Genomic DNA, 19,848 nt, shown 5'->3' on the forward strand with positions numbered 1-19,848 from the left:
CACCGTCGGCCCGAACGGAATGATCGCGAAGGAGATGAACGCCGGAACCGCCGACATGATCGGCGCCAGCACGAACACCACCTTGTCGACCTGGCGCGGGACGATGTCCTCCTTCAACGCCAGCTTGACGCCGTCGGCGAGCGCCTGCAGCAGGCCGAAAGGCCCGGCCCGGTTGGGGCCGACCCGCAGCTGCATCCGGCCGATGACGCGCCGCTCGATCCACATCGTGATCAGCACCGTCAGGACCAGGAAGGCGAAGATCGCCAGCACCTTGCCGCCGATCAGCCACCACGGGTCGCGGCCGAAGCTCTCCAGCGTGGGGTCGGTCGGCGCGGGCCCTGCCGCGAGTACGGACGACACCCTCGTGCTCATGACGCGCCTCCGGCAGAGATCGTGACGACGCTTCCCGCGTCCGCGCCCAGATCGCGGTAGAGGGCGCAGCCGGCGGAGTTCACCGGCAGCCACACCACCCGGTCCGGAAGGTCGGGAGTGGTCTCCAGCGGCAGCGTCACCGTTCCGCGCCCGGACGCCACCGTGACCGTCCCGCCCTCGGCGGCGCCGATCTCGGCGGCGGTCGCGGGCGACAGCCGGGCCACCGCCGCCTTCGCGGTGCCCGCCAGGTACGGCTCGCCGTCCTGCAGCCGGCCCTTGTCCAGCAGCATCCGCCAGGCCGCCAGCAGCGCCTGCCCGGACTCCGGCTGCGGCTGCACGCCCGGCGACACGCTCGGCGCCGCGGGTCGCTCGCCCCGGTAGGCGCCCAGCGCGGTCAGCTCCCGCTTGGCGGCCTCCGGTTCGGGCAGCGCCAGGTGGACGTCCATCTCGCCGGCGAGCGCGTCCAGCACCCGCAGGTCCGACATCCGCCCGGCGGACCTCAGCACGGTGTCGAACGGGCGGCCGCGGCCCTCCCAGTCGACGAACGTCCCGGACTTCTCCGCGACCGCCGCGACCGGCAGCACCACGTCGGCGCGGTCGGTGACCGCGCTGACCCGCTGCTCCAGGCTCACCACGAACGGCGCGGCCTCCAGCGCGGCCAGCACCGCGCCCGGGTCGGGCAGGTCGTAGGGGTCGACGCCGCCGACCAGCAGCGCGCCCAGTTCCCCGGCGGCCGCGGCGGCGACGATGCCCGCCCCGTCCCGTCCGGGGGCGGCGGGCAGCTCGGCGACGTTCCAGGTGCGGGCGACCTCGGCGCGCGCCTCGGGGTCGGTGACCGGGCGGCCGATCGGCAGCAGCCCGGGCAGCGCCCCGGCCTCGATCGCGCCGCGCTCACCGGCCCGGCGCGGCACCCAGCCGACCCGGGCGCCGGTGACCTGCGCCAGCCGGTGCACGCTGGACAGCGCGCCCGGGCTGGACGCCAGCCGCTCCCCGACCAGGATCACCGCGCCGGGCTGCTCCAGCAGCCGCCTGGCCTCGGTGCTCTGCCCGTCGGCGACCAGCGAGCCGAGGACCTCGGCGTCCGCGCCCGGCAGCGCCGGCAGCAGCGTGCCGCCCACCTTCCGCAGACCGCGGGTGGCGAACGGAGCGACCGCGAAGACCCGCAGCCCGCTCTTGCGGAACGCCTTGCGCAGCCGCAGGAAGACGATCGGCGACTCCTCCTCCGGCTCGAATCCCGCCAGCAGCACCGCCGGGGCCTTCTCCAGGTCGGAGTAGGTCACCTCGATCGGCCGTCCCGCCACGGACGAGGCCAGGAACTCGGCCTCCTCGCGCGAGTGCGCGCGGGCCCGGAAGTCGATGTCGTTGGTGCCGAGCGCGACCCGGGCGAACTTGGCGTAGGCGTAGGCGTCCTCGAGGGTCACCCGGCCTCCGGTCAGCACGCCCGCCCGCCCCTTCGCGGCCGACAGGCCCCGGGCGGCGAGGGTGAGCGCCTCCGGCCAGGACGCGGTCTCCAGGACCCCGTCCTGGTTCCGCACCAGCGGGTGCGTGAGCCGGTCGGGCTGGGTGGCGTAGGTGAACGCCCACCGGCCCTTGTCGCAGTTCCACTCCTCGTTCACCTGCGGGTCGTCACCGGCCAGCCGCCGGGTGATCTTCCCGCGCCGGTGGTCGGTGCGCAGCGCGCAGCCGGACGCGCAGTGCTCGCACGTGCTCGGCGAGGACACCAGGTCGAACGGCCGCGACCGGAACCGGTACGCCGCCCCGGTCAGCGCTCCCACGGGGCAGATCTGCACCGTGTTGCCGGAGAAGTAGGACTGGAACGGCTTCCCGTCGGCCGCGCCCACCTGCTCCTTGGCGCCGCGCTCGAACAGGTCGATGAACGCGTCCCCGGCGATCTGGTCGGAGAACCGGGTGCAGCGGGCGCACTGGATGCAGCGCTCCCGGTCGAGCAGCACCTCGGTGGACAGCGCGATCGGCTTGGGGAAGGTCCGCTTGGCCTCGGTGAACCGCGTCTCGCCCCGCCCGTTCGACATCGCCTGGTTCTGCAGCGGGCACTCGCCGCCCTTGTCGCAGATCGGGCAGTCCAGCGGGTGGTTGATGAGCAGCAGCTCCATCACGCCGTGCTGGGCCTTGTCGGCCACCGGCGAGGTGAGCTGGGTCTTGATGACCATGCCCGGCATCACCGTGGTGGTGCAGGACGCCTGGGGCTTGGGCATCCCCCGGCCGTTGCCGGCGTCGGGGATCTCCACCAGGCACTGCCGGCACGCCCCGATCGGGTCCAGCAGCGGATGGTCGCAGAACCGCGGGATCTGGATGCCCAGCAGCTCGGCGGCCCGGATGATCAGCGTGCCCTTGGGCACCTCGATCTCGAAGCCGTCGATGGTGACGGCCACCATGTCCTCGCGCTTCTCGACCGGCGCCTCGGGCTTGGTCGCGGTCACTTGGTCCCACCTCCCCAGAGGGTGGAGGCGGCCTTGTCGAACGGACAGCCGCCCTGCTCGAAGTGCTGCAGGTACTCCTCGCGGAACAGCTTGATGGAGGACACCACCGGGCTGGTCGCGCCGTCGCCCAGGGCGCAGAACGACCGGCCCAGGATGTTGTCGGACAGGTCGAGGAGGGTCTCCAGGTCCTTCTCCTCGCCCTGCCCGGCCTCCAGCCGCTTGAGCATCTGCTTGTACCAGTACGTGCCTTCGCGGCACGGCGTGCACTTGCCGCACGACTCGTGCGCGTAGAACTCCGACCAGCGCAGCACCGCCCGCACCACGCAGGTGGTCTCGTCGAAGATCTGCAGCGCCCGGGTGCCGAGCATGGACCCGGCCGCCCCCACCGACTCGAAGTCCAGCGGAACGTCCAGGTGCTGGTCGGTGAAGATCGGGGTGGACGAGCCGCCCGGCGTCCAGAACTTCAGCCGGTGCCCGTCGCGGATCCCGCCCGCCATGTCGAGCAGCTCGCGCAGCGTGATGCCCAGCGGCGCCTCGTACTGCCCCGGCCTGGTGACATGCCCCGACAGCGAGAAGATCCCGTACCCCTGGGACTTCTCGGTGCCCATCGCGGCGAACCAATCCGCGCCGTTCTCGACGATCGAGGGAACCGAGGCGATCGACTCCACGTTGTTGATAACGGTGGGGCCGCCGTAGAGCCCCGCGACCGCAGGGAAGGGAGGCTTGAGCCTCGGTTGGCCGCGGTACCCCTCCAGGGAGTCCAGCAGCGCCGTCTCCTCGCCGCAGATGTAGGCGCCGGCGCCCGTGTGCACGACCAGTTCCAGGTCGTAGCCGGAGCCGAGGATGTCCCGGCCCAGGTAGCCGGCCTCGTACGCCTCCGCCACCGCCTGCTGCAGGCGGCGGATCACGTGCAGCACCTCACCGCGCACGTAGATGAACGCGTGGTTGGAGCGGATCGCGAACGAGCTGATGATGATGCCCTCGACCAGCACGTGCGGGTTGGCCATCATCAGCGGGATGTCCTTGCACGTGCCCGGCTCGGACTCGTCCGCGTTGACGACCAGGTAGCGCGGGTTCGGGCTGCTCGGCGGCAGGAAGCCCCACTTCATCCCGGTGGGGAAGCCCGCGCCGCCGCGGCCGCGCAGGCCCGAGTCCTTGACCGCCTGGACGATCGCGTCCGGCTCCATGGTCAGCGCCTTGCGCAGCGACGTGTAGCCCCCGGCGCGCTCGTAGCCCGCCCGGGTGAACGAGTCTTCCTGGTCCCAGTTCCTGGTGAGGATGGGGGTGAGGGTGGTCATGGCGCCGCCTGGTCTGGACTGAGGAGGGAGGGACGACCGACGAGGGAAGACCGGGCGTCAAAGCGCCATGGCCCGCCGCGCCGGAGGCGTGGCAATGAGTAGGTCATTGGTTGCGGCCCTCCTGCGAACCGGGCTTCACGTCCCCGCCGATCGGCTTGCCCGGCTCGTTCGGCGGCGGGTCGGTGATCTCGCCGGGCGTGACCGGCTCGTCCGGCCGCTCGCGGTCGGCGTCGGCGCTCGGCGCCGCCCAGCCGCGCTCCTTGGCCAGCTTCAGGCCGACCAGCGACTCGGGCCCCGCCTGGACGCCCTCGCCCGCGCGCCCGTCGGGGAACCCGGCCAGCACGCGCGAGGCGTCCTTCCACGAGCACAGCCCGGACGGGCCCCGCGAGGGACGCACGTCCCTGCCCTGGCGCAGGTCGTCGACCAGCGCCTTGGCCCGCTCGGGAGTCATGTTGTCGAAGAACTCCCAGTTGACCGTCATCACCGGGGCGAAGTCGCAGGCGGCGTTGCACTCGATCCGCTCCAGGCTGACCCGGCCGTCCGGGGTGGCCTCGTCGTGACCCACGCCCAGATGGTCGCTGAGCTCGTCCCAGATCTGGTCGCCGCCCATGATCGCGCACAGCGTGTTGATGCAGACGCCGACGTGGTACTCCCCGACCGGCGCGCGCTTGTACATGGTGTAGAAGGTCGACACCCCGGTCACCTGCGCGGGCGTGATGCCCAGCTGCTCGGCGCAGAACTCCGTGCCGCGCTGCGAGACGTACCCGTCCACCGACTGCACCAGGTGCAGCATCGGCAGCAGCGCCGAACGCGGCTTGGGATAGCGGGCGATGATCTCCTTGGCGTCCCGCTCCAGCCGCTCGCGCACCGCGGGCTCGTACTCCCGCTCGGCCTCGGCCGCCTCCACGGCCGCCTCCTGCTGTTCCGTCATCGGTCCACACCCCCCATCACCGGGTCGAGACTCGCCACCGCCGCGAATGTGCTCGGGGCCACCATGCTGCCGAACAGAGGCTGTGCACACCTCATCGGTCCACACCTCCCATGACCGGGTCGAGACTCGCGACCGCCGCGATCACGTCCGCCACCATGCTGCCCTCGCACATCGCGGGGACGGCCTGCAGGTTGGTGAAGGACGGGTCGCGGAAGTGCACCCGGTACGGCCGCGTGCCGCCGTCGCTGACCACGTGCGCGCCCAGCTCGCCGCGCGGCGACTCGATCGCCGCGTACGCCTGCCCGGCCGGCACCCGGAAGCCCTCGGTCACCAGCTTGAAGTGGTGGATCAGGGCCTCCATCGAGGTGCCCATGATGTGCGCGATGTGCCGGGGCGAGTTGCCCATCCCGTCCGCGCCGATCGCCAGCTGCGCCGGCCAGCCGATCTTCTTGTCCTCGACCATCACCGGGCCCTTGACCGACTGCAGCCGCTCCACGCACTGCTCGACGATCTTCAGGGACTCCTCCATCTCGGTCATCCGGACGAGGTAGCGGCCGTAGACGTCGCAGCTCTCCTCGGTGGCGACCTCGAAGTCGTAGGTCTCGTAACCGCAGTACGGCTGCGACTTGCGCAGGTCCCACGGCAGGCCCGTCGACCGCAGCACCGGGCCGGTGATGCCCAGCGCCATGCACCCGGTCAGGTCCAGGTACGCGATGTCCTTCGTGCGCGCCAGGTAGACCGGGTTGGCGTCCATCAGCTTGCGCATCGCCTGGATGCGCTTGGGCATCCGGTCGAGGTAGTCGCGGATCTTGCTGAGCGCGCCGCTCGGCAGGTCCTGCGCGACACCGCCCGGCCGCACGTAGGCCATGTTCATCCGCAGACCCGTGATCTCCTCGAAGAGGTCAAGGGTGTACTCGCGCTCGATGAACCCGTTGAGCATGACCGTGGTCGCGCCCAGCTCCAGGCCGAACGTGGCGATCGCCACCAGGTGCGAGGAGATCCGGTTGAGCTCCATCATCATCACCCGGATGATCTGGGCCCGCTCCGGCACCTGCTCGGTGATCCCCAGCAGCTTCTCCACGCCCAGGCAGTACGCCGTCTCGTTGAAGATCGGCGCCAGGTAGTCCATCCGGGTGCAGAACGTGGTGCCCTGCGTCCAGGTGCGGAACTCCATGTTCTTCTCGATGCCGGTGTGCAGGTAGCCGATGCCCACCCGCGCCTCGTTCACCGTCTCGCCGTCCAGCGTGAGGATGATCCGCAGCACGCCGTGCGTGGACGGGTGCTGCGGCCCCATGTTGATGACCAGCCGCTCGTCACCGAGGTCCTCGGCACCGGCCACGACCTGGTCCCAGTCCTGGCCGGAGACGTCGAAGACCTTGCCCTCGGCGGCCTGGTCGGCGGCGTAGGCGTCGTACTCGGTGTACTTGGTGGAGGGGCTCATACGTACGACCTCCGCTCATCAGGCGGCGGGATCTCCGCCCCCCGGTACTCGACGGGGATGCCGCCGAGCGGGTAGTCCTTGCGCTGCGGGTGGCCCACCCAGTCGTCGGGCATCTCGATGCGGGTCAGCGCCGGGTGCCCGTCGAACACGATCCCGAAGAAGTCGTAGGTCTCGCGCTCGTGCCAGTCGTTGGTCGGGTAGACCCCGACGATCGAGGGGATGTGCGGGTCGGCGTCGGGGCAGGTGACCTCCAGCCGCACCCGCCGGTTGTGGGTGATCGACAGCAGGTGGTAGACGGCGTGCAGCTCGGCGCCCGCGTCCTGCGGGTAGTGCACCCCGGACACGCCCGAGCACAGCTCGAACCGCAGGTCGGGCTGGTCCCGCATGGTCTGCGCGACCGCCTTGAGGTGCTCCCGCCGCACGAAGAAGGTCATCTCGCCGCGGTCGACCACGACCCGCTCGATCGCGTCGCCGAAGCCGGGCAGCGTCCGCTCCAGCTCGTCGGCGACCGCGTCGAACGGACCGGCCTCCGCCGCGCCCTCCGGGCCGCCGTACGGCCGGGGCGCCGACACCTTCGGGCTCTGCCGGACGACCAGCCCCCCGTACCCGGAGGTGTCGCCGGTGGTCTTGGCGCCGAACATGCCCATCCGCGCGACCGGCTGCTCCCGGCGCTCCTCGGGCGCCTGCGCGGGCAGCTGGTCGGCGGCCTGCTCGGCCTTCTGCTCCGGATGCTGAGAACTCACGAGACACCTCCGGGCTGGCCGAGCAGCGGGAGCCGGCGGCGCTTGGCCTCTTCCAGCTCGGCGATCTGCTCCTTGCGCTGCGCGCCGAGCTTGGTGTTCATCACCTTGTCGTGCAGCTTCAGGATGGCGTCCAGCAGCATCTCCGGCCGCGGCGGGCAGCCGGGCAGGTAGATGTCCACCGGGACGATGTGGTCCACGCCCTGCACGACCGCGTAGTTGTTGAACATGCCGCCGGACGAGGCGCACACGCCCATCGCGATGACCCACTTGGGCTCGGTCATCTGGTCGTAGATCTGCCGCAGCACCGGGGCCATCTTCTGGCTCACCCGGCCCGCGACGATCATCAGGTCGGCCTGCCGCGGCGTCGCCGAGGCACGCTCCATCCCCCACCGGGAGAAGTCGTGCCGCGGGTCGCCGGCCGCCATCATCTCGATCGCGCAGCAGGCCAGCCCGAACGTGGCAGGCCACATCGAGCTGGCGCGCGCCCATCCGGCGACCTGCTCGACCGTCGTCAGCAGGAACCCGCTGGGGAGTTTTTCCTCAAGACCCATGGCTGTTACCCCGCTCCGCACCGGCGCGCCTCATGGCGCGCGCTTCCCTCGTCGCAGGCTCCTCGGTCCAGCGCGCGCCGCGCGCCGTTGCGTCGCTCATCAATCCCACTCCAGACCACCGCGCCGCCAGATGTAGGCGTACGCCACCAGCACGGTGAGGATGAACAGGACCATCTCCACAAGACCGAAAAGCCCCAGCCGGTCGAAGGCGACCGCCCAGGGGTACAGGAAGATGATCTCAATGTCGAAGACGATGAACAGCATCGCCGTGAGGTAGTACTTGACCGGGAAACGCCCGCCGCCGACCGGCTGCGGGGTCGGCTCGATCCCGCACTCGTAGGCGTCCAGCCGCGCCCGGTTCCACCGCTTGGGGCCGGTGAGGGAGGCCATCAACACCGAGCCCGCCGCGAAGGCGAAGGCGAGCACTCCCAGCACAATGATCGGTATATAGAGATCCATGTCTCTACTGCCTCTCCTCGCTACGTACAGCGCTGTACGTGGCGCACGCCGAAGCGCGCCGCGCGGGGCGATGCGCGGCGCCGGTCGGGCGCGCCACGGCGGCGTGACCCTTTACACGTTCGTGACACCTGTCACGGACACGGGTCGCCACCCTAGCCAAGGTGATCAATAGCACTCCCCTCGGGGGGTCGGGACTGTGAGGTCCGGCCGCCTCCGCTCGCTTCAGGGCGCCCTGCGACGCCCTCTTCCCGCCGTGGTGTCCATGGGCCGTCCCACGGTCGCGTTCTGCCGCTCGCCGTTCATGGCGTGCTCCCGGTCGCCTCTCTCATGCCGCGGGCGCCACCTTCTGCATCGCGTTGATGACGCGGTCCATCGAGTCACCGCCGCGGCGGTCGGTGAGGTTGGCCAGCAGCTTGAGCGTGAAGCGCATCAGCGTCGGGTGCGGCAGCCCGTGCGCGGTCAGGAACTTCATGATCCGCGGGTCGCCGATGGCCTGCACGAAGACGCGGGCGAGGGTGAAGTAGCCGCCGTGCTCGTCCTTGAGGATGCGCGGGTACTCGTACAGGGTCCGCTCGCGCTGCGCCGGGGTGCGGCGGGCCAGCGCCTGCACCATGATCTCGGCGGCCAGCCGGCCGGACTCCAGCGCGTAGTCGATGCCCTCGCCGTTGAACGGGTTGATCATGCCGCCGGCGTCGCCGACGAGCAGCATCCCGCGGGTGTAGTGGGGCTGGCGGTTGAAGCCCATGGGCAGCGCGGCGCCGCGGATGGGGCCGGTGGCGTGGTCCTCGTCGAACCGCCACTCCTCGGGCATGTTCGCGCACCAGCCCTTGAGCATGCCGCGGTAGTCGACGTTCTGGAACGCCTTGCTGGTGTTGAGCAGGCCGAGCCCGACGTTGGAGGTGCCGTCGCCGACCGGGAACACCCAGCCGTAGCCGGGGAGGAGGCGCTGCCCGTCCCACAGCTCCAGCCACGCCTCCATGTAGTCGTCGTCGTGGCGGGGGGTCTCGAAGTAGCGGCGGACCGCGACGCCCAGGGGACGGTCGTCGCGCCGGCGCAGGCCCATGGCCAGCGAGAGCCGGGTGGAGCCGCCGTCGGCGGCGACCACCAGCGGGGCGTGGAACTCGACCTCTTCGCCCTGGTATTTGGCGGTGACGCCGGTGATGCGGTCGGTGCGCTCGTCCAGGATCGGGCCGGTGACGTTGCAGCCCTGCAGCAGCCGGGCGCCGGCCTTGGCGGCGTGCTCGGCCAGCAGCTGGTCGAAGTCCATCCGGGTGCGGACCAGGCCGTAGTCGGGGAAGCTCGCCAGCTCGGGCCAGGGCAGCTCGACCTTGACGCCGCCGCCGTAGATGCGCAGCCCCTGGTTGCGCGCCCAGCCGGGGGCGTTGACGTCGACGCCCATGGCGATCAGCGCGCGGACGGCGCGTGGAGTGAGCCCGTCACCGCAGATCTTGTCGCGCGGGAACGTGGCCTTCTCCAGCAACAGCACGTCCAGGCCGGACTGGGCCAGCCAGTAGGAGGTGGAGGCCCCGGCGGGTCCGGCCCCGACGACGATGACATCTGCCTGCCGCTGCCGGGTGGAGTCGGTCACTGCGTTCCTCTTTAGCTCGTTCGCTTGTGAAGTACTTCACAAGGATCCGGGTGGAGTCTATTCCCTCTGGGCGGTCAATGGGTACCTCTCGACCACCTCGGTTTTGGACCGGTCCGAAATTGGGTCTGTGGCCGGACCGCCCCAGGGTCAGCCCGGATTGACGGCGTGGTGCAGCGCGACGACACCGAAGGTGAGATCGCGCCAGCGCACCTCGCGCCAGCCCGCGGCCTGGATCCGCCGCGCCAGCTCCGCCTGGTCCGGCCAGGCGAGGGTCGACTCGGCGAGGTAGGTATAGGAGTCGGGATTGCTGCTGACCCGCGCCAGCGTGGGGAGACCGACCTTCAGGTGCGCGCGGTGACCGAGGCGCAGCAGCGCGTTCGGCGGGTGACTGACCTCACACACCAGCAGCCGCCCGCCCGGCCTGGCCACCCGGCGCAGCTCGCGCAGCGCCGCCTCGGTGTCGGCCACGTTCCGCAGCCCGAACGAGATGGTCACCGCGTCGAACGCCCCGTCGGAGAACGGCAGCCGCAGCGCGTCGCCGGCCACGAAGCTCAGCCTCCGCACACCCGCCTGCCGGCCCACCCCGACCCGCAGCATCCCCAGCGAGAAGTCGCAGGCCACCGTGTGCGCGCCCGCGTCGGCGAAGGGCACCGACGAGGTGCCCGTGCCGGCGGCCAGGTCCAGGATCCGCTCGCCCGGACGGGCGTCCACCGCCTTGACGACCTCCTGCCGCCAGCGCCGGTCCTGCCCGCCGGTCATGAGGCTGTTGAGCAGGTCGTAACGCTCGGCGGTCCGGTCGAACATCGCCGCGACGTCGGCCGGCTGCTTGTCGAGAGAGGCGCGGGTCATGCCCCCACCCTAAGAGCCGCCGGGGAGCGCCTCGTGCACCGCCTGCCCTACGGGGCCGCGCCCGAACTCACCGCGGGGAGGGTCAGGCGTCTTCCTTGGTGCGCGCCCGCTCGAACTTCCGGCGCCGCTCCTTCACCCCGGAGACCACCGCGGCGGACATCGCGTCGCGCTGCCCGGACAGCAGGACGAAGCTCACGACGCCGCTGATCAGCACGGCCAGCGCGAGCAGCAGCAGGCCGCGCGCCCCGATCAGGGCCAGCACGGCGGCGGTGGCCAGGAAGATCCCGAACCGCGCGAGGGTGTAGAGGAATACCGTACGCATGACGCCTCGAGACTACCCGGCCCTCCACGCGCCTCCGCTCCGGGTCGGGGTCAGGCGATCGCCTCGGCCAGCAGCGCGGGCTCCACGTTGCCGCCCGACAGCACCGATACATAGGTGTGCGCGGGCGGAAGCTCGTCCCCGCGGAAGAGATAGGCGGCGGTCGCGACGGCGCCGCCCGGTTCGGCGATCAGCCGCGCCTCCCGCGCCAGCCGCCGCATCGCCTGCCGGATCTCGTCCTCGCTCACCGCGACGATGCCGTCGACGAACTCCCGGATGTGCGCGAAGGTCAGGTCGCCCACCCGCTGGGCGCGCAGCGCGTCGGCGACGGTCCGCGCGGTGTCCTCCGGCGGCCACGCCACCGGCCGTCCCGCCAGCACGGACGCGCGGGCGTCGGCGGCCAGCTCCGGCTCCACCCCGATCACCTTCGCCTCCGGCCGCAGCCGCTTCACCGCCGCCGCGACCCCGGAGATCAGCCCGCCCCCGCCGACCGGCACCAGGACCACCTCGACGTCGGGGCGGTCCCGGACGATCTCCAGCCCGACGGTGCCCTGCCCCGCGATGATCCGGCGGTCCTCGAACGGCGGGACGAGGGTGAAGCCGTGCGCGTCCGCGAGCTTGCCGGCCGTGGCGGTCCGCGCCTCCATGGTCGGCTCCACGTAGACGATCTCCGCGCCGAGCGCCATGCACGCCTCCACCTTCACCGCCGGGGCGGTGTGGGGGACCACAAGGACCGCGCGGATCCCGAAGGCGCGCGCCGCGAACGCGACCGCCTGCGCGTGGTTGCCACTGGAATGGGCGACCACGCCGCGTTCGCGCACCCGTTCGGGAAGTGCGGAGATCGTCGCGTACGCGCCGCGCAGCTTGAACGCGCCGATCGGCTGAAGCGATTCGACCTTCACCAGCAACGCCGGATCCGACAGCGGGAACGGCACGAGCGGAGTGCGGACCGCCATTCCGGCCAGCCGTTCCGCCGCCCCTTCGATCTCTTCGAGCGACACCAGATCCGCCATGCCAGGGAGCCTATCCGGCGGGCCTCTCACCAGGGACGGTACGCACCTGGCGTGATCGAGGTGACGATTGTGCCCGATGACACACTAACTTCGCGTCATCGCCGCTGTTCAGGAGGCTACTCAGCGTGATCTTTTCCGAAAACAAGGGAGAAATCGGTCTTGACCCGCCACACTAGGAAACAGTCCACCCGCGCCGAGAGCGGGACAAAGGGGGAGAGAAAACGTGGAAAGCACCAGCGAGCGCCTGCTGACCCCCGGAGAGGTCGCCGCCCTCTTCCGGGTCGATCCGAAGACGGTTACGCGCTGGGCCGCGGCCGGTCGGATCAGCAGCATCCGCACTCCCGGGGGCCACCGCCGCTTCCGCGAGTCCGAAGTGCACGCTCTGCTCCGCGGAGAAGAGCCGGTCGCGCGCTGACACCGCGGGGGGCGACCCCCACGACCTCCGCGACGGCCCACCGGCCATCGGCAGGGGGCCCCGCCCCCCGGCACCACCCCTGGCACATCCCGGCCCGAAGCTTCGCCCAGCCCCCCTGAAGAAGTCTCGGCCCGGAGACAAGCCGGCAAGCTCCAGCACGGCAGGCGTGGCGGAAGTCCCCCGAACCTCCACGCTGTGCTTATTGCATGCGCGAGCTGCGCTCCTCGCCTGGCGGCTCGTCGCTTGTCGCGCATGCGGCGATCGCTGCATCGCTCCGACTCGCCCAGGGGCTCGCTTCGCGATCAGTTCCTCGCAGGCTCGGAACTGCCTTCGGACGCGATCGCAGCGCCTGAGCGACCGTTCGGGGCCGGGGTTACGGGCTGAGCTCGTTCGAAAGGGAAGGGCCGCGCGGCGCCTCTTTCGGTGGTCAGTCCTCGCTCCGGCCGGCCTTGTACTCCTCGAACACGCGGAGCAGTTCCTCGTCCCCGTCCCGCCACTCCCGCCGCCTGTCCTCCATCTCCTCCTCGGTGACGGACCCGGGCAGCAGCCGGTCGTAGTCGGGATCGCCGGGGCCGATCTCCACGTAGGCCTGGGCGATGATCCGCCCCTCGTCCCGGCCCTCACCGGAGTCGCCGAGGACGCTGTGAGGGACCCGGAGCGTGCCATCGGGAAGCCGGATCACGTACATCGTCGATCACCTTCGGTGCTCATCGTCGCCGGCCTGCATCAGATTCCGTACCTGCGGTTGAAGAAGAGCATGACGTCCAGCGCCATTCGGATGTCGCCGGCGAGCATATCGACCAAAGCGGGCCGCTGCCGGGCGGAGATCGCCGCGAACGCGTCGGCGAAGAACTCGCGGCGGCCCAGCGTGTCGGGCTGCCGGTGGAACTCGCTGGCGAGATGCGGCCGGCACCGCTCGTACAGCTCGCGGAACGCCGGGCTGTCGGAGCGCCAGCCGTCCTCCCCGTCGATGTCGTCGAGGGCGTGCCCGACCTCGTGCATCATCACGTCGGGGGTCGGGGACGGCCGGTCGCCCACGACGATCTTGCCGTCGCCGTACGCGCCCGCGCAGATGTCCCAGGTCGCCCGGCCGGACGGCAGCGGCCGGTCGCGCAGGTGGCCCATGTCGTCCAGCTGCGGGACGCCGCCGGGCCCGACGTAGATGCCCTCCAGCCCGCCCGCCAGCTTCACCTTCAGCTGGTCGGGCAGCGCGGCCAGGCTGTCGACGGCCCGGATCACCTCGGGCGGCGGCGGGCCCCGGCGCTCATCCCACTGCCGGTACAGGACGCTCTCCAGGACGCCACAATGGTCCAGCCCGTCGGCCATCCGCGGCGCCCCGGGCCGGCGCGGCCGAGCGCGCGGCGGCGGCTCGGCGCCGGGCTCGTCGTCGAGCTCGAAGTCGCTCCAGGAGTAGACGCGGGGGCGGGCATCGGAACCGGCCTCAGGACGGCCCGGCGCGCGTCCCGGCGGGCGCTCGGGGACCGAGCCCGGCAGGCGTGCGGCGGCGTCGGCGGCCGAGCGCGGCGTCAGGGCGTCCTGCCCCCTGGCGGCCTGCTCCCTGGCGGACCACCCCGTGGCGCCGCGTCCGCCCGCGGCCCGTCCGGCGGCGGACCCTCCGGTGGCCTGCGCCTCGCGTCCCAGGAGCTGCTGTGCCTCCTGCGCCTCGCGGCCCAGGACGTCCTGCGCCTCGCGCGCCTGCGCCTGCGGCGTCTCGCGCGGCACCCTGCGGAACCGGCCGAACCGGTCGCGCGGCTGCTTGCTCCGCGGCCTCGGCAGGAACCGGCGCGGCTCCGCGCGCCGTTCCACACGGCCCCCCGCCTCGGGCGGCGACGGGGCGTACGCGGCGTCCCTCGTCCCCCGGGGTCTGCGGTGGATGCCTTTGAAGCGCATCAGGCTCCTCTGTCAGCGGGCCCCCGTTCGCAACAAGCGTCAGGCCCCCCGAGGAAGCGTAAGCCGAACCCCGACCCCCCGTCATCCCCTCCCGTCGGCGCCACCCTCGATCAGCGTCTACGCTCATGGGCATGCCCTATGTGCTGCTCGCACTGATCCTCATCGGAGTGTGGCTTTTCGCGCTCTTCGACGTGCTCAGCACCGACGAGGCCGGCGTACGGCACCTGCCGAAGTTCGCCTGGTTCATGGTGGTGCTCCTCGGGCTGCTGCCGGGCGCCGTGCTCTGGCTGCTGGCCGGTCGCGTCCGGCGGCAGGGCGCCCTGCCCGCGGCGAGCTCCGGCGGTCCCCTGCCCGGAACGGCGAACGCCGGACCGCCCGCCGAGGCCCCGAAGGGCCCCGAAGACGATCCGGCGTTCCTGCGCGAACTCGAGCGCCGGCTCCGCGAGGAGGACTAGGCCCCTCCCGCCGCGGGCGTGCGATCGCGTCCGAAGGCAGTTCCGAGCCTGCGAGGAACTGATCGCGAAGCGAGCCCCTGGGCGAGTCGGAGCGATGCAGCGATCGCCGCAGGCGCGACAAGCGACGAGCCCCCAGGCGAGGAGCGCAGCTCGCGCATGCAATAAACACAGCCCAGCCCCGAACGGTCGCTCAGGCGCTGCGATCGCGTCCGAAGGCAGTTCCGAGCCTGCGAGGAACTGATCGCGAAGCGAGCCGTCAAGGCGAGTTCGGAGCGATGCAGCGATCGCCGCAGGCGCGACAAGCGACGAGCCGCCAGGCGAGGAGCGCAGCTCGCGCATGCTCAGGCATAAGAGTGCAGGCCGGAGAACATGTAGTTCACGCCGAAGAAGTTGAACAGCAGCGCGGCGAACCCGATCAGCGACAGGACCGCGGCCTTGCGGCCCTTCCACCCGGCGGTGGCGCGGGCGTGCAGGTACGCCGCGTACACGACCCAGGTCACGAACGACCAGATCTCCTTGGGGTCCCAGCCCCAGTAGCGGCCCCACGCCTCGTCCGCCCAGATCGCGCCCATGATGATCGCGGCGGTCCAGATCGGGAACGCGAACATGGTGACCCGCACCGACAGCCGGTCGAGCACGTCCGAGCCGGGCAGCCGGTCGAGGAAGCCGCCGCCACCGGCTGCGCTCCGCGCCTCCTGCCGGATCTTGAACAGGTAGAGGATGGTCGAGGCGCCGCCGACGGTGAACGCGCCGGTCGCGACGATCGCGGCCGAGACGTGGATGGCGATCCAGTACGAGTTGAGCGCCGGGACGACCGGGCCGACCGAGTCGTACAGCCAGATGTTGGCGACGCCCAGGCCGACGACCGCGGCGAGGGACACGAACGCGCCCAGGAAGCGGGCCTGGAAGCGCCACAGCACGATCAGGAACGCGGTCACCGCCGCGAACGTGATGGCGGTGAGGAACTCGTACATGTTGCCCCACGGCCAGCGCTCGCCCGCCAGGCCCCGGGTCACGATCACGCCGAGGTGCGCGGCCCAGCCGAGCACGTTCAGGACGACCGCCAGCCGCGCCCAGTCCACGGCGCGCCCCCCGGCCTCGGCGTCCTCGCCGGCGGCGGCTCCGGAGGTCTCCGCCTTCTCGGCGCCCGCCGCGCCCACCAGGACCTTGGCCTCGGCCTTCCGCCCGGCCCCGGCGGCGCGCGAGGCGGCACCGCGGCGCGAGAAGCCCAGGTCGGCGGCGTAGGAGACCATGGCGACGATGTACAACACCACGGTCGTCAGCATGAGCTTGTCGCTCAGGTTCGCGAGGTCGGCACTCCCCACCCTCGTCACTCCTTAGTTTCGGTCGCCGACGCGGGATCCGAGTCGCCTTCGGGCTCGTCGGTCTCGTCGGGCTTGTTCGGACCGCGCAGCGCGGACACGATGTCCTCGAACTCAGGGGTCGGGTTCCCGAGCGTGAGCCCGCCGACCTCGACCACGGTACGCCCGCCGTCCCCGGCCCTCGCACGGACCCACACCCTGCGGCGCCGCACCATGAACGAGGCCGCCACTCCGACGACCGCGAGGATGGCCGCCACCAGCGCGGGCATCCGCCCGGGGTCGTGGTTCACCGACAGGGCCGTCCACTCGCGCATCCCGTCGAAGGTGACGGACCCGGCGTTGCCCGGCAGCGTGAACGTCTCCCCCGGCTCCAGCAGCTTCTGGCCGTCCTTGACCGGCTGCAGCGTCTTGCCGATGCCCTCCAGCCGGTAGACCGACTGCGGGGTGCCGGAGTCGAGCCCGATGTCGCCCTTGAACGAGGAGATCGTGACCATCGGCCGCAGCGGCGCCGGGAACCCCGACACGATCTGCTTCTGGTCCTCGGAGGGGACGGCGGTCGGCCACAGGATGGCGTAGAACGCCAGCTGCTCGGGCTCGGCGTCGGGCGCCTTGATGACGCCCTCGGAGGTGTAGTTGCGCTGCTCCATCGGCAGGAACGGCACCGAGTCCTGGAAGGCGACGTTCCCCTTGGCGTCGCGGACCGTGAACACCGGCGCGTACCCGTGGTTGATCAGGTAGATCTTGGCCCCGCCGACGGAGAGCGGATGGTTGACGCGCAGGTTGTAGGGCTGCTCGCGCGACGCCGGCGACTCCCGGAAGCGCATCTTCGCCTGGTAGTCGGTGGCCTGGCCGCGCTTGGGGCCGCCGGTGGCGTACTCGGCGGTGAAGTCGTCCAGCGACAGCGAGAACGGCGGGAGGCGGTCGCTGTCGAACCGGCTCCCGGGCTCGAACTGGTCGTACTGGGCCAGGGCGTTGGCGAACGACTTGCCCTCGGTGACGACGACGTTGCCGCGGTACCCGAAGATGTTGCCCATGCCCAGGGCGAACAGCAGCGCCAGCAGGGCGAGGTGGAAGACCAGGTTGCCGGTCTCGCCGAGGTAGCCCTTCTCGGACGCGACCGAGCCGTCGCCGACGTCCACGCGGAAACGCCGCCTGCGCAGCACCTTGCGGGCCTCGGCGAGCACCTCCTCGGGGGCGGCGCCGGTCTCGTACGACTCCGACTGCGGCAGCCGCGACAGGTTGCGCGGCGCGGCCGGGGGACGGGCCCGCATCGCCTTGTAGTGCTGGAAGGCGCGCGGGATCACGCAGCCCGCCAGCGACACGAACAGCAGGATGTAGATGGCCGCGAACCAGGGCGCGGCGAACACGTCGAACAGCGACAGCCGGTCGAACCACGGCGCCAGCGTCGCGTGCTTCTCGAAGTACTCGGCGACCTTCTCGGGGGCCTGCCCGCGCTGCGGCAGGATCGAGCCGGGCACCGCACCGAGCGCCACCAGGAACAGCAGGATCAGCGCCGTCCGCATGGTGGTGAGCTGCCGCCAGCCCCAGCGCGCCCAGCCGATCGGGCCGAGCCCCTTGGGCCGCGGCGCCTCCCGGGGCGGCCGCCGCTCGGCCGGCCCCTCGGTGGCCGCCTCGGCGGCGTCCGTCTCGGCCGCGGTGTCCGCGGCCGGGTCCGTCGTCTTCGCCATTCTCAAATCACCGTCTCGAAGCCGCCGATCCACGACTTCAGCTCGATCGTCAGGTCGCCCCACAACCCGGTCACCAGCAGCAGGCCGATGGCGACGAGCATCCCCCCGCCGATCCGCATGACCAGCCCGTAGTGCCGCTTCACCGCGCCGAAGGCCCCCAGCGCCCGCCGGTAGGCCAGTGCCGTCAGGACGAACGGCAGGCCCAGGCCCGCGCAGTACGCCAGCGACAATAGTGCGCCGCGTCCCGCGCTCGCCTCGCTGAACGACAGCGCCTGCACCGCCGCCAGCGTCGGGCCGATGCACGGCGTCCAGCCGAGCCCGAACAGCACGCCCAGCAGCGGCGCCCCGGCCAGCCCCGCGGCGGGCAGCCGCCCCGACTTCAGCGTGCGCTGCAGCCCGGGGACGAACCCCATGAACGCCAGCCCGAACACGATGGTGGCCACGCCCAGCACCCGGGTGATCGGGTCCTGGTACTCCAGCAGCCAGCGGCCCAGCCCGCCGAACGCGGCCCCGGCCGTCACGAACACCACCGTGAACCCGGCGATGAACAGCCCCGCCCCGGCCATCAGCCGGCCGCGCCGCTGCTCGGCCAGGTCCGCCCCGGACATCCCCGTCACGTACGACAGGTAGCCGGGCACCAGCGGCAGCACGCACGGCGACACGAACGACACCAGCCCGGCCAGCACCGCCAGCGGCGCGGCCAGCAGCAGCGACCCGTTCGCCACGGTCTCCGCGGGGTTCATGGCCTCGCCCGCGCTCGACGGCTCGCGCGGCTCACTGTTCGGCGAGGAGTTTGGTGACGAGCGGGTTCAGCCTGGAGTAGGTGGTGGCGCCGATGATCCGGGCGGCCACCCGGCCCTGGCGGTCGAGCACCAGGGTGGTCGGGATCGCGTTCGGCGGCACCTCGCGGAACGCGAGCGTGATCTGGCCGTCGGCGTCGAACAGGCTCGGGTAGCCCACCTTGAACTTGCGCTCGAACGCCTGCGCGTTGGCCTTGCCGTCCTTGAACGCCACCCCGAGGAACTCGACGCCCTTGCCCTTGTGCTCGGCGTGCACCTCCTCCAGCGAGGGCGCCTCACCGCGGCACGGGGCGCACCAGGACGCCCAGAAGTTCACGACCGTGACCTTGCCCTTGAAGTCGGTGAGCGCGACCTTCTCGTCGTCGAGCGTGGTCCCCGAGGCCCGCGGCGGCGCCTTGCGGTCGGCCGCCTTGATCTCCTGGACGGCTCCGTCGCCCGCGATGAAACGGTTGTCGCTGCCGCCCGGACCGCTCTGCGAGGCGCTGGTGCCCGCGCAGCCGGCCAGCAGCGCGCACGCCGCCGCGGCAGCGGCGACGGCGCGCACCGGGGACACTCGGGGGCTCAACGGACCCTCCTACTACAAGACGTAGTACTCAATCTAGCGGCAGTGTCAGGCACCCGCGACACTGGGGCCCTTGGCGATGCCCGCCGCGGGCTCGCAGTAGGCCACCTCGACCAGCCGGGTGCCCTCGAAGGCCAGGCTCGTGACGCTGGCCAGCCCGCACTCGCGCTTGATCGGATGGTGCCAGAGCCTGCGGTGCTCGGCGTGCAGCCGTAGGATCCAGATCGGCAGCTGGTGGCTGACGCACACCGCCTCGTGCCCGCGCGCCGCCTCCCGGGCGCGGACCACCGCGCCCCGCATCCGCTTGACGATCTCCTTGTACGGCTCGCCCCACGACGGCCGGAAAGGGTTGAGCAGGTACCGCCAATGCTCGGGACGGCGCAGCGAGCCCTTCCCCACGCCGAAGGTCATGCCCTCGAAGTGGTTGTCGGCCTCCAGCAGGCCGTCGTCCACCGTCACCGGCAGGTCGAACGCCTCGGCCATCGGCGCGGCCGTCTCCACGGCCCGCTGCATCGGTGAGGAGTACAGCGCGGTCACGTCCCGTTCGCTGAACCACCGGGCCGCCGCCTTGGCCATGAGGACCCCGTCCTCGCTCAGGCGGTAGCCCGGCAGGCGCCCGTACAGGATGCCCTCGGGATTGTGCACCTCACCGTGCCGCAGCAGGTGAACGATCGTCTTGTCAGTCATCGCGTCGCCAGGTTACCCGCGTGCCCG

Annotated in this window: 21 protein-coding genes; 2 read left to right on the forward strand and 19 right to left on the reverse strand. The window is 71.7% G+C overall.

Annotated elements, in window-relative coordinates:
- From ACFPZN_RS23650 to ACFPZN_RS23705, 12 genes are all read right to left on the reverse strand, one after another.
- On the reverse strand, positions 1-372 hold a 372-nt coding region (locus tag ACFPZN_RS23650; protein ID WP_378284299.1), incomplete at its 3' end, for an NADH-quinone oxidoreductase subunit H.
- The gene (locus ACFPZN_RS23655) at positions 369-2,765 is read right to left on the reverse strand and encodes an NADH-quinone oxidoreductase subunit G (protein WP_378284384.1); all 2,397 of its coding nucleotides are present in this window, start codon (positions 2,763-2,765) and stop codon (positions 369-371) included. The genes ACFPZN_RS23655 and ACFPZN_RS23650, both read right to left, overlap by 4 nt.
- Positions 2,766-2,806: 41 nt before the next feature.
- Positions 2,807-4,108, reverse strand: a complete 1,302-nt coding sequence (gene nuoF, locus ACFPZN_RS23660; protein ID WP_378284300.1) for an NADH-quinone oxidoreductase subunit NuoF — start codon at positions 4,106-4,108, stop codon at positions 2,807-2,809.
- Between the two features lie 103 nt (positions 4,109-4,211).
- Positions 4,212-5,039: an NADH-quinone oxidoreductase subunit NuoE gene (nuoE, locus tag ACFPZN_RS23665; protein WP_378284301.1), complete on the reverse strand. Its 828-nt coding sequence runs from the start codon at positions 5,037-5,039 to the stop codon at positions 4,212-4,214.
- A gap of 91 nt (positions 5,040-5,130) precedes the next feature.
- Positions 5,131-6,480, reverse strand: coding sequence for an NADH-quinone oxidoreductase subunit D (locus tag ACFPZN_RS23670; protein WP_378284302.1), 1,350 nt, complete (start codon positions 6,478-6,480; stop codon positions 5,131-5,133).
- Positions 6,477-7,223 (reverse strand): NADH-quinone oxidoreductase subunit C, encoded by a 747-nt coding sequence (locus ACFPZN_RS23675; protein ID WP_378284303.1) that lies wholly within the window; start codon positions 7,221-7,223, stop codon positions 6,477-6,479. Before ACFPZN_RS23675 ends, ACFPZN_RS23670 begins: the two co-directional genes overlap by 4 nt.
- Complete coding sequence (locus tag ACFPZN_RS23680; RefSeq protein ID WP_378284304.1) at positions 7,220-7,774, reverse strand: NuoB/complex I 20 kDa subunit family protein; 555 nt, start codon at positions 7,772-7,774, stop codon at positions 7,220-7,222. The genes ACFPZN_RS23675 and ACFPZN_RS23680 overlap by 4 nt, the downstream gene beginning before the upstream one ends.
- A gap of 99 nt (positions 7,775-7,873) precedes the next feature.
- On the reverse strand, positions 7,874-8,233 hold the full coding sequence (locus ACFPZN_RS23685; RefSeq protein ID WP_378284305.1) for an NADH-quinone oxidoreductase subunit A: 360 nt from the start codon (positions 8,231-8,233) through the stop codon (positions 7,874-7,876).
- A gap of 325 nt (positions 8,234-8,558) precedes the next feature.
- Positions 8,559-9,821 carry a geranylgeranyl reductase family protein gene (locus ACFPZN_RS23690; protein WP_378284306.1) on the reverse strand — a complete coding sequence of 421 codons (1,263 nt, stop codon included), beginning with the start codon at positions 9,819-9,821 and terminating at the stop codon, positions 8,559-8,561.
- Between the two features lie 147 nt (positions 9,822-9,968).
- Positions 9,969-10,670 (reverse strand): demethylmenaquinone methyltransferase, encoded by a 702-nt coding sequence (locus ACFPZN_RS23695; RefSeq protein WP_378284307.1) that lies wholly within the window; start codon positions 10,668-10,670, stop codon positions 9,969-9,971.
- Between the two features lie 82 nt (positions 10,671-10,752).
- Positions 10,753-10,992 (reverse strand): DUF4229 domain-containing protein, encoded by a 240-nt coding sequence (locus ACFPZN_RS23700; protein WP_378284308.1) that lies wholly within the window; start codon positions 10,990-10,992, stop codon positions 10,753-10,755.
- 50 nt (positions 10,993-11,042) lie between these two features.
- On the reverse strand, positions 11,043-12,002 hold the full coding sequence (locus tag ACFPZN_RS23705; protein ID WP_378284309.1) for a threonine ammonia-lyase: 960 nt from the start codon (positions 12,000-12,002) through the stop codon (positions 11,043-11,045).
- A 223-nt stretch (positions 12,003-12,225) separates the two neighbouring features.
- Between ACFPZN_RS23705 and ACFPZN_RS23710 the strand changes: the two genes are divergently transcribed.
- The gene (locus tag ACFPZN_RS23710; RefSeq protein ID WP_378284310.1) at positions 12,226-12,417 is read left to right on the forward strand and encodes a BldC family transcriptional regulator; all 192 of its coding nucleotides are present in this window, start codon (positions 12,226-12,228) and stop codon (positions 12,415-12,417) included.
- 427 nt (positions 12,418-12,844) lie between these two features.
- Here ACFPZN_RS23710 and ACFPZN_RS23715 read toward each other — a convergent pair whose 3' ends face one another.
- Together ACFPZN_RS23715 and ACFPZN_RS23720 are read right to left on the reverse strand one after the other, a co-directional pair.
- A complete protein-coding gene (locus ACFPZN_RS23715) occupies positions 12,845-13,105 on the reverse strand; it encodes a hypothetical protein (RefSeq protein WP_378284311.1) in 261 nt (86 codons plus the stop codon).
- Between the two features lie 38 nt (positions 13,106-13,143).
- Positions 13,144-14,307, reverse strand: coding sequence for a hypothetical protein (locus ACFPZN_RS23720; RefSeq protein WP_378284312.1), 1,164 nt, complete (start codon positions 14,305-14,307; stop codon positions 13,144-13,146).
- Positions 14,308-14,438: 131 nt separating this feature from the next.
- On the opposite strand from ACFPZN_RS23720, the gene ACFPZN_RS23725 reads away from it, so the two are divergent.
- Positions 14,439-14,762, forward strand: a complete 324-nt coding sequence (locus tag ACFPZN_RS23725) for a PLDc N-terminal domain-containing protein (RefSeq protein WP_378284313.1) — start codon at positions 14,439-14,441, stop codon at positions 14,760-14,762.
- A 341-nt stretch (positions 14,763-15,103) separates the two neighbouring features.
- On the opposite strand, the gene ccsB is transcribed toward ACFPZN_RS23725, so the two are convergent.
- Genes ccsB through ACFPZN_RS23750 form a run of 5 tightly spaced genes read right to left on the reverse strand, consistent with a single transcriptional unit; the run spans position 15,104 to position 19,821 of the window.
- Positions 15,104-16,087, reverse strand: a complete 984-nt coding sequence (gene ccsB, locus ACFPZN_RS23730; RefSeq protein ID WP_378284314.1) for a c-type cytochrome biogenesis protein CcsB — start codon at positions 16,085-16,087, stop codon at positions 15,104-15,106.
- 5 nt (positions 16,088-16,092) lie between these two features.
- The gene (gene resB / locus ACFPZN_RS23735) at positions 16,093-17,772 is read right to left on the reverse strand and encodes a cytochrome c biogenesis protein ResB (protein ID WP_378284315.1); all 1,680 of its coding nucleotides are present in this window, start codon (positions 17,770-17,772) and stop codon (positions 16,093-16,095) included.
- Between the two features lie 2 nt (positions 17,773-17,774).
- Positions 17,775-18,515, reverse strand: a complete 741-nt coding sequence (locus ACFPZN_RS23740; protein ID WP_378284316.1) for a cytochrome c biogenesis CcdA family protein — start codon at positions 18,513-18,515, stop codon at positions 17,775-17,777.
- Positions 18,516-18,546: 31 nt separating this feature from the next.
- Complete coding sequence (locus ACFPZN_RS23745) at positions 18,547-19,137, reverse strand: TlpA family protein disulfide reductase (RefSeq protein ID WP_378284317.1); 591 nt, start codon at positions 19,135-19,137, stop codon at positions 18,547-18,549.
- Positions 19,138-19,182: 45 nt separating this feature from the next.
- Positions 19,183-19,821 carry a histidine phosphatase family protein gene (locus tag ACFPZN_RS23750; protein ID WP_378284318.1) on the reverse strand — a complete coding sequence of 213 codons (639 nt, stop codon included), beginning with the start codon at positions 19,819-19,821 and terminating at the stop codon, positions 19,183-19,185.
- Between the last annotated feature and the right edge of the window lie 27 nt (positions 19,822-19,848).

It is taken from the genome of Actinomadura rugatobispora (assembly GCF_042656285.1).
Classification (GTDB): Bacteria; Actinomycetota; Actinomycetes; order Streptosporangiales; family Streptosporangiaceae; genus Spirillospora; species Spirillospora rugatobispora.

Bases quoted from the DNA above. Each gene is read 5' to 3' on its own strand.
- ACFPZN_RS23655 (WP_378284384.1), bottom strand. From the start codon at position 2,765: ATGGTGGCCGTCACCATCGACGGCTTCGAGATCGAGGTGCCCAAGGGC.
- nuoF (WP_378284300.1), bottom strand. From the start codon at position 4,108: ATGACCACCCTCACCCCCATCCTCACCAGGAACTGGGACCAGGAAGAC.
- nuoE (WP_378284301.1), bottom strand. From the start codon at position 5,039: ATGACGGAACAGCAGGAGGCGGCCGTGGAGGCGGCCGAGGCCGAGCGG.
- ACFPZN_RS23670 (WP_378284302.1), bottom strand. From the start codon at position 6,480: ATGAGCCCCTCCACCAAGTACACCGAGTACGACGCCTACGCCGCCGAC.
- ACFPZN_RS23680 (WP_378284304.1), bottom strand. From the start codon at position 7,774: ATGGGTCTTGAGGAAAAACTCCCCAGCGGGTTCCTGCTGACGACGGTC.
- ACFPZN_RS23685 (WP_378284305.1), bottom strand. From the start codon at position 8,233: ATGGATCTCTATATACCGATCATTGTGCTGGGAGTGCTCGCCTTCGCC.
- ACFPZN_RS23695 (WP_378284307.1), bottom strand. From the start codon at position 10,670: ATGACCCGCGCCTCTCTCGACAAGCAGCCGGCCGACGTCGCGGCGATG.
- ACFPZN_RS23700 (WP_378284308.1), bottom strand. From the start codon at position 10,992: ATGCGTACGGTATTCCTCTACACCCTCGCGCGGTTCGGGATCTTCCTG.
- ACFPZN_RS23705 (WP_378284309.1), bottom strand. From the start codon at position 12,002: ATGGCGGATCTGGTGTCGCTCGAAGAGATCGAAGGGGCGGCGGAACGG.
- ACFPZN_RS23715 (WP_378284311.1), bottom strand. From the start codon at position 13,105: ATGTACGTGATCCGGCTTCCCGATGGCACGCTCCGGGTCCCTCACAGC.
- ACFPZN_RS23720 (WP_378284312.1), bottom strand. From the start codon at position 14,307: ATGCGCTTCAAAGGCATCCACCGCAGACCCCGGGGGACGAGGGACGCC.
- ACFPZN_RS23725 (WP_378284313.1), top strand. From the start codon at position 14,439: ATGCCCTATGTGCTGCTCGCACTGATCCTCATCGGAGTGTGGCTTTTC.
- resB (WP_378284315.1), bottom strand. From the start codon at position 17,772: ATGGCGAAGACGACGGACCCGGCCGCGGACACCGCGGCCGAGACGGAC.
- ACFPZN_RS23740 (WP_378284316.1), bottom strand. From the start codon at position 18,515: ATGAACCCCGCGGAGACCGTGGCGAACGGGTCGCTGCTGCTGGCCGCG.
- ACFPZN_RS23750 (WP_378284318.1), bottom strand. From the start codon at position 19,821: ATGACTGACAAGACGATCGTTCACCTGCTGCGGCACGGTGAGGTGCAC.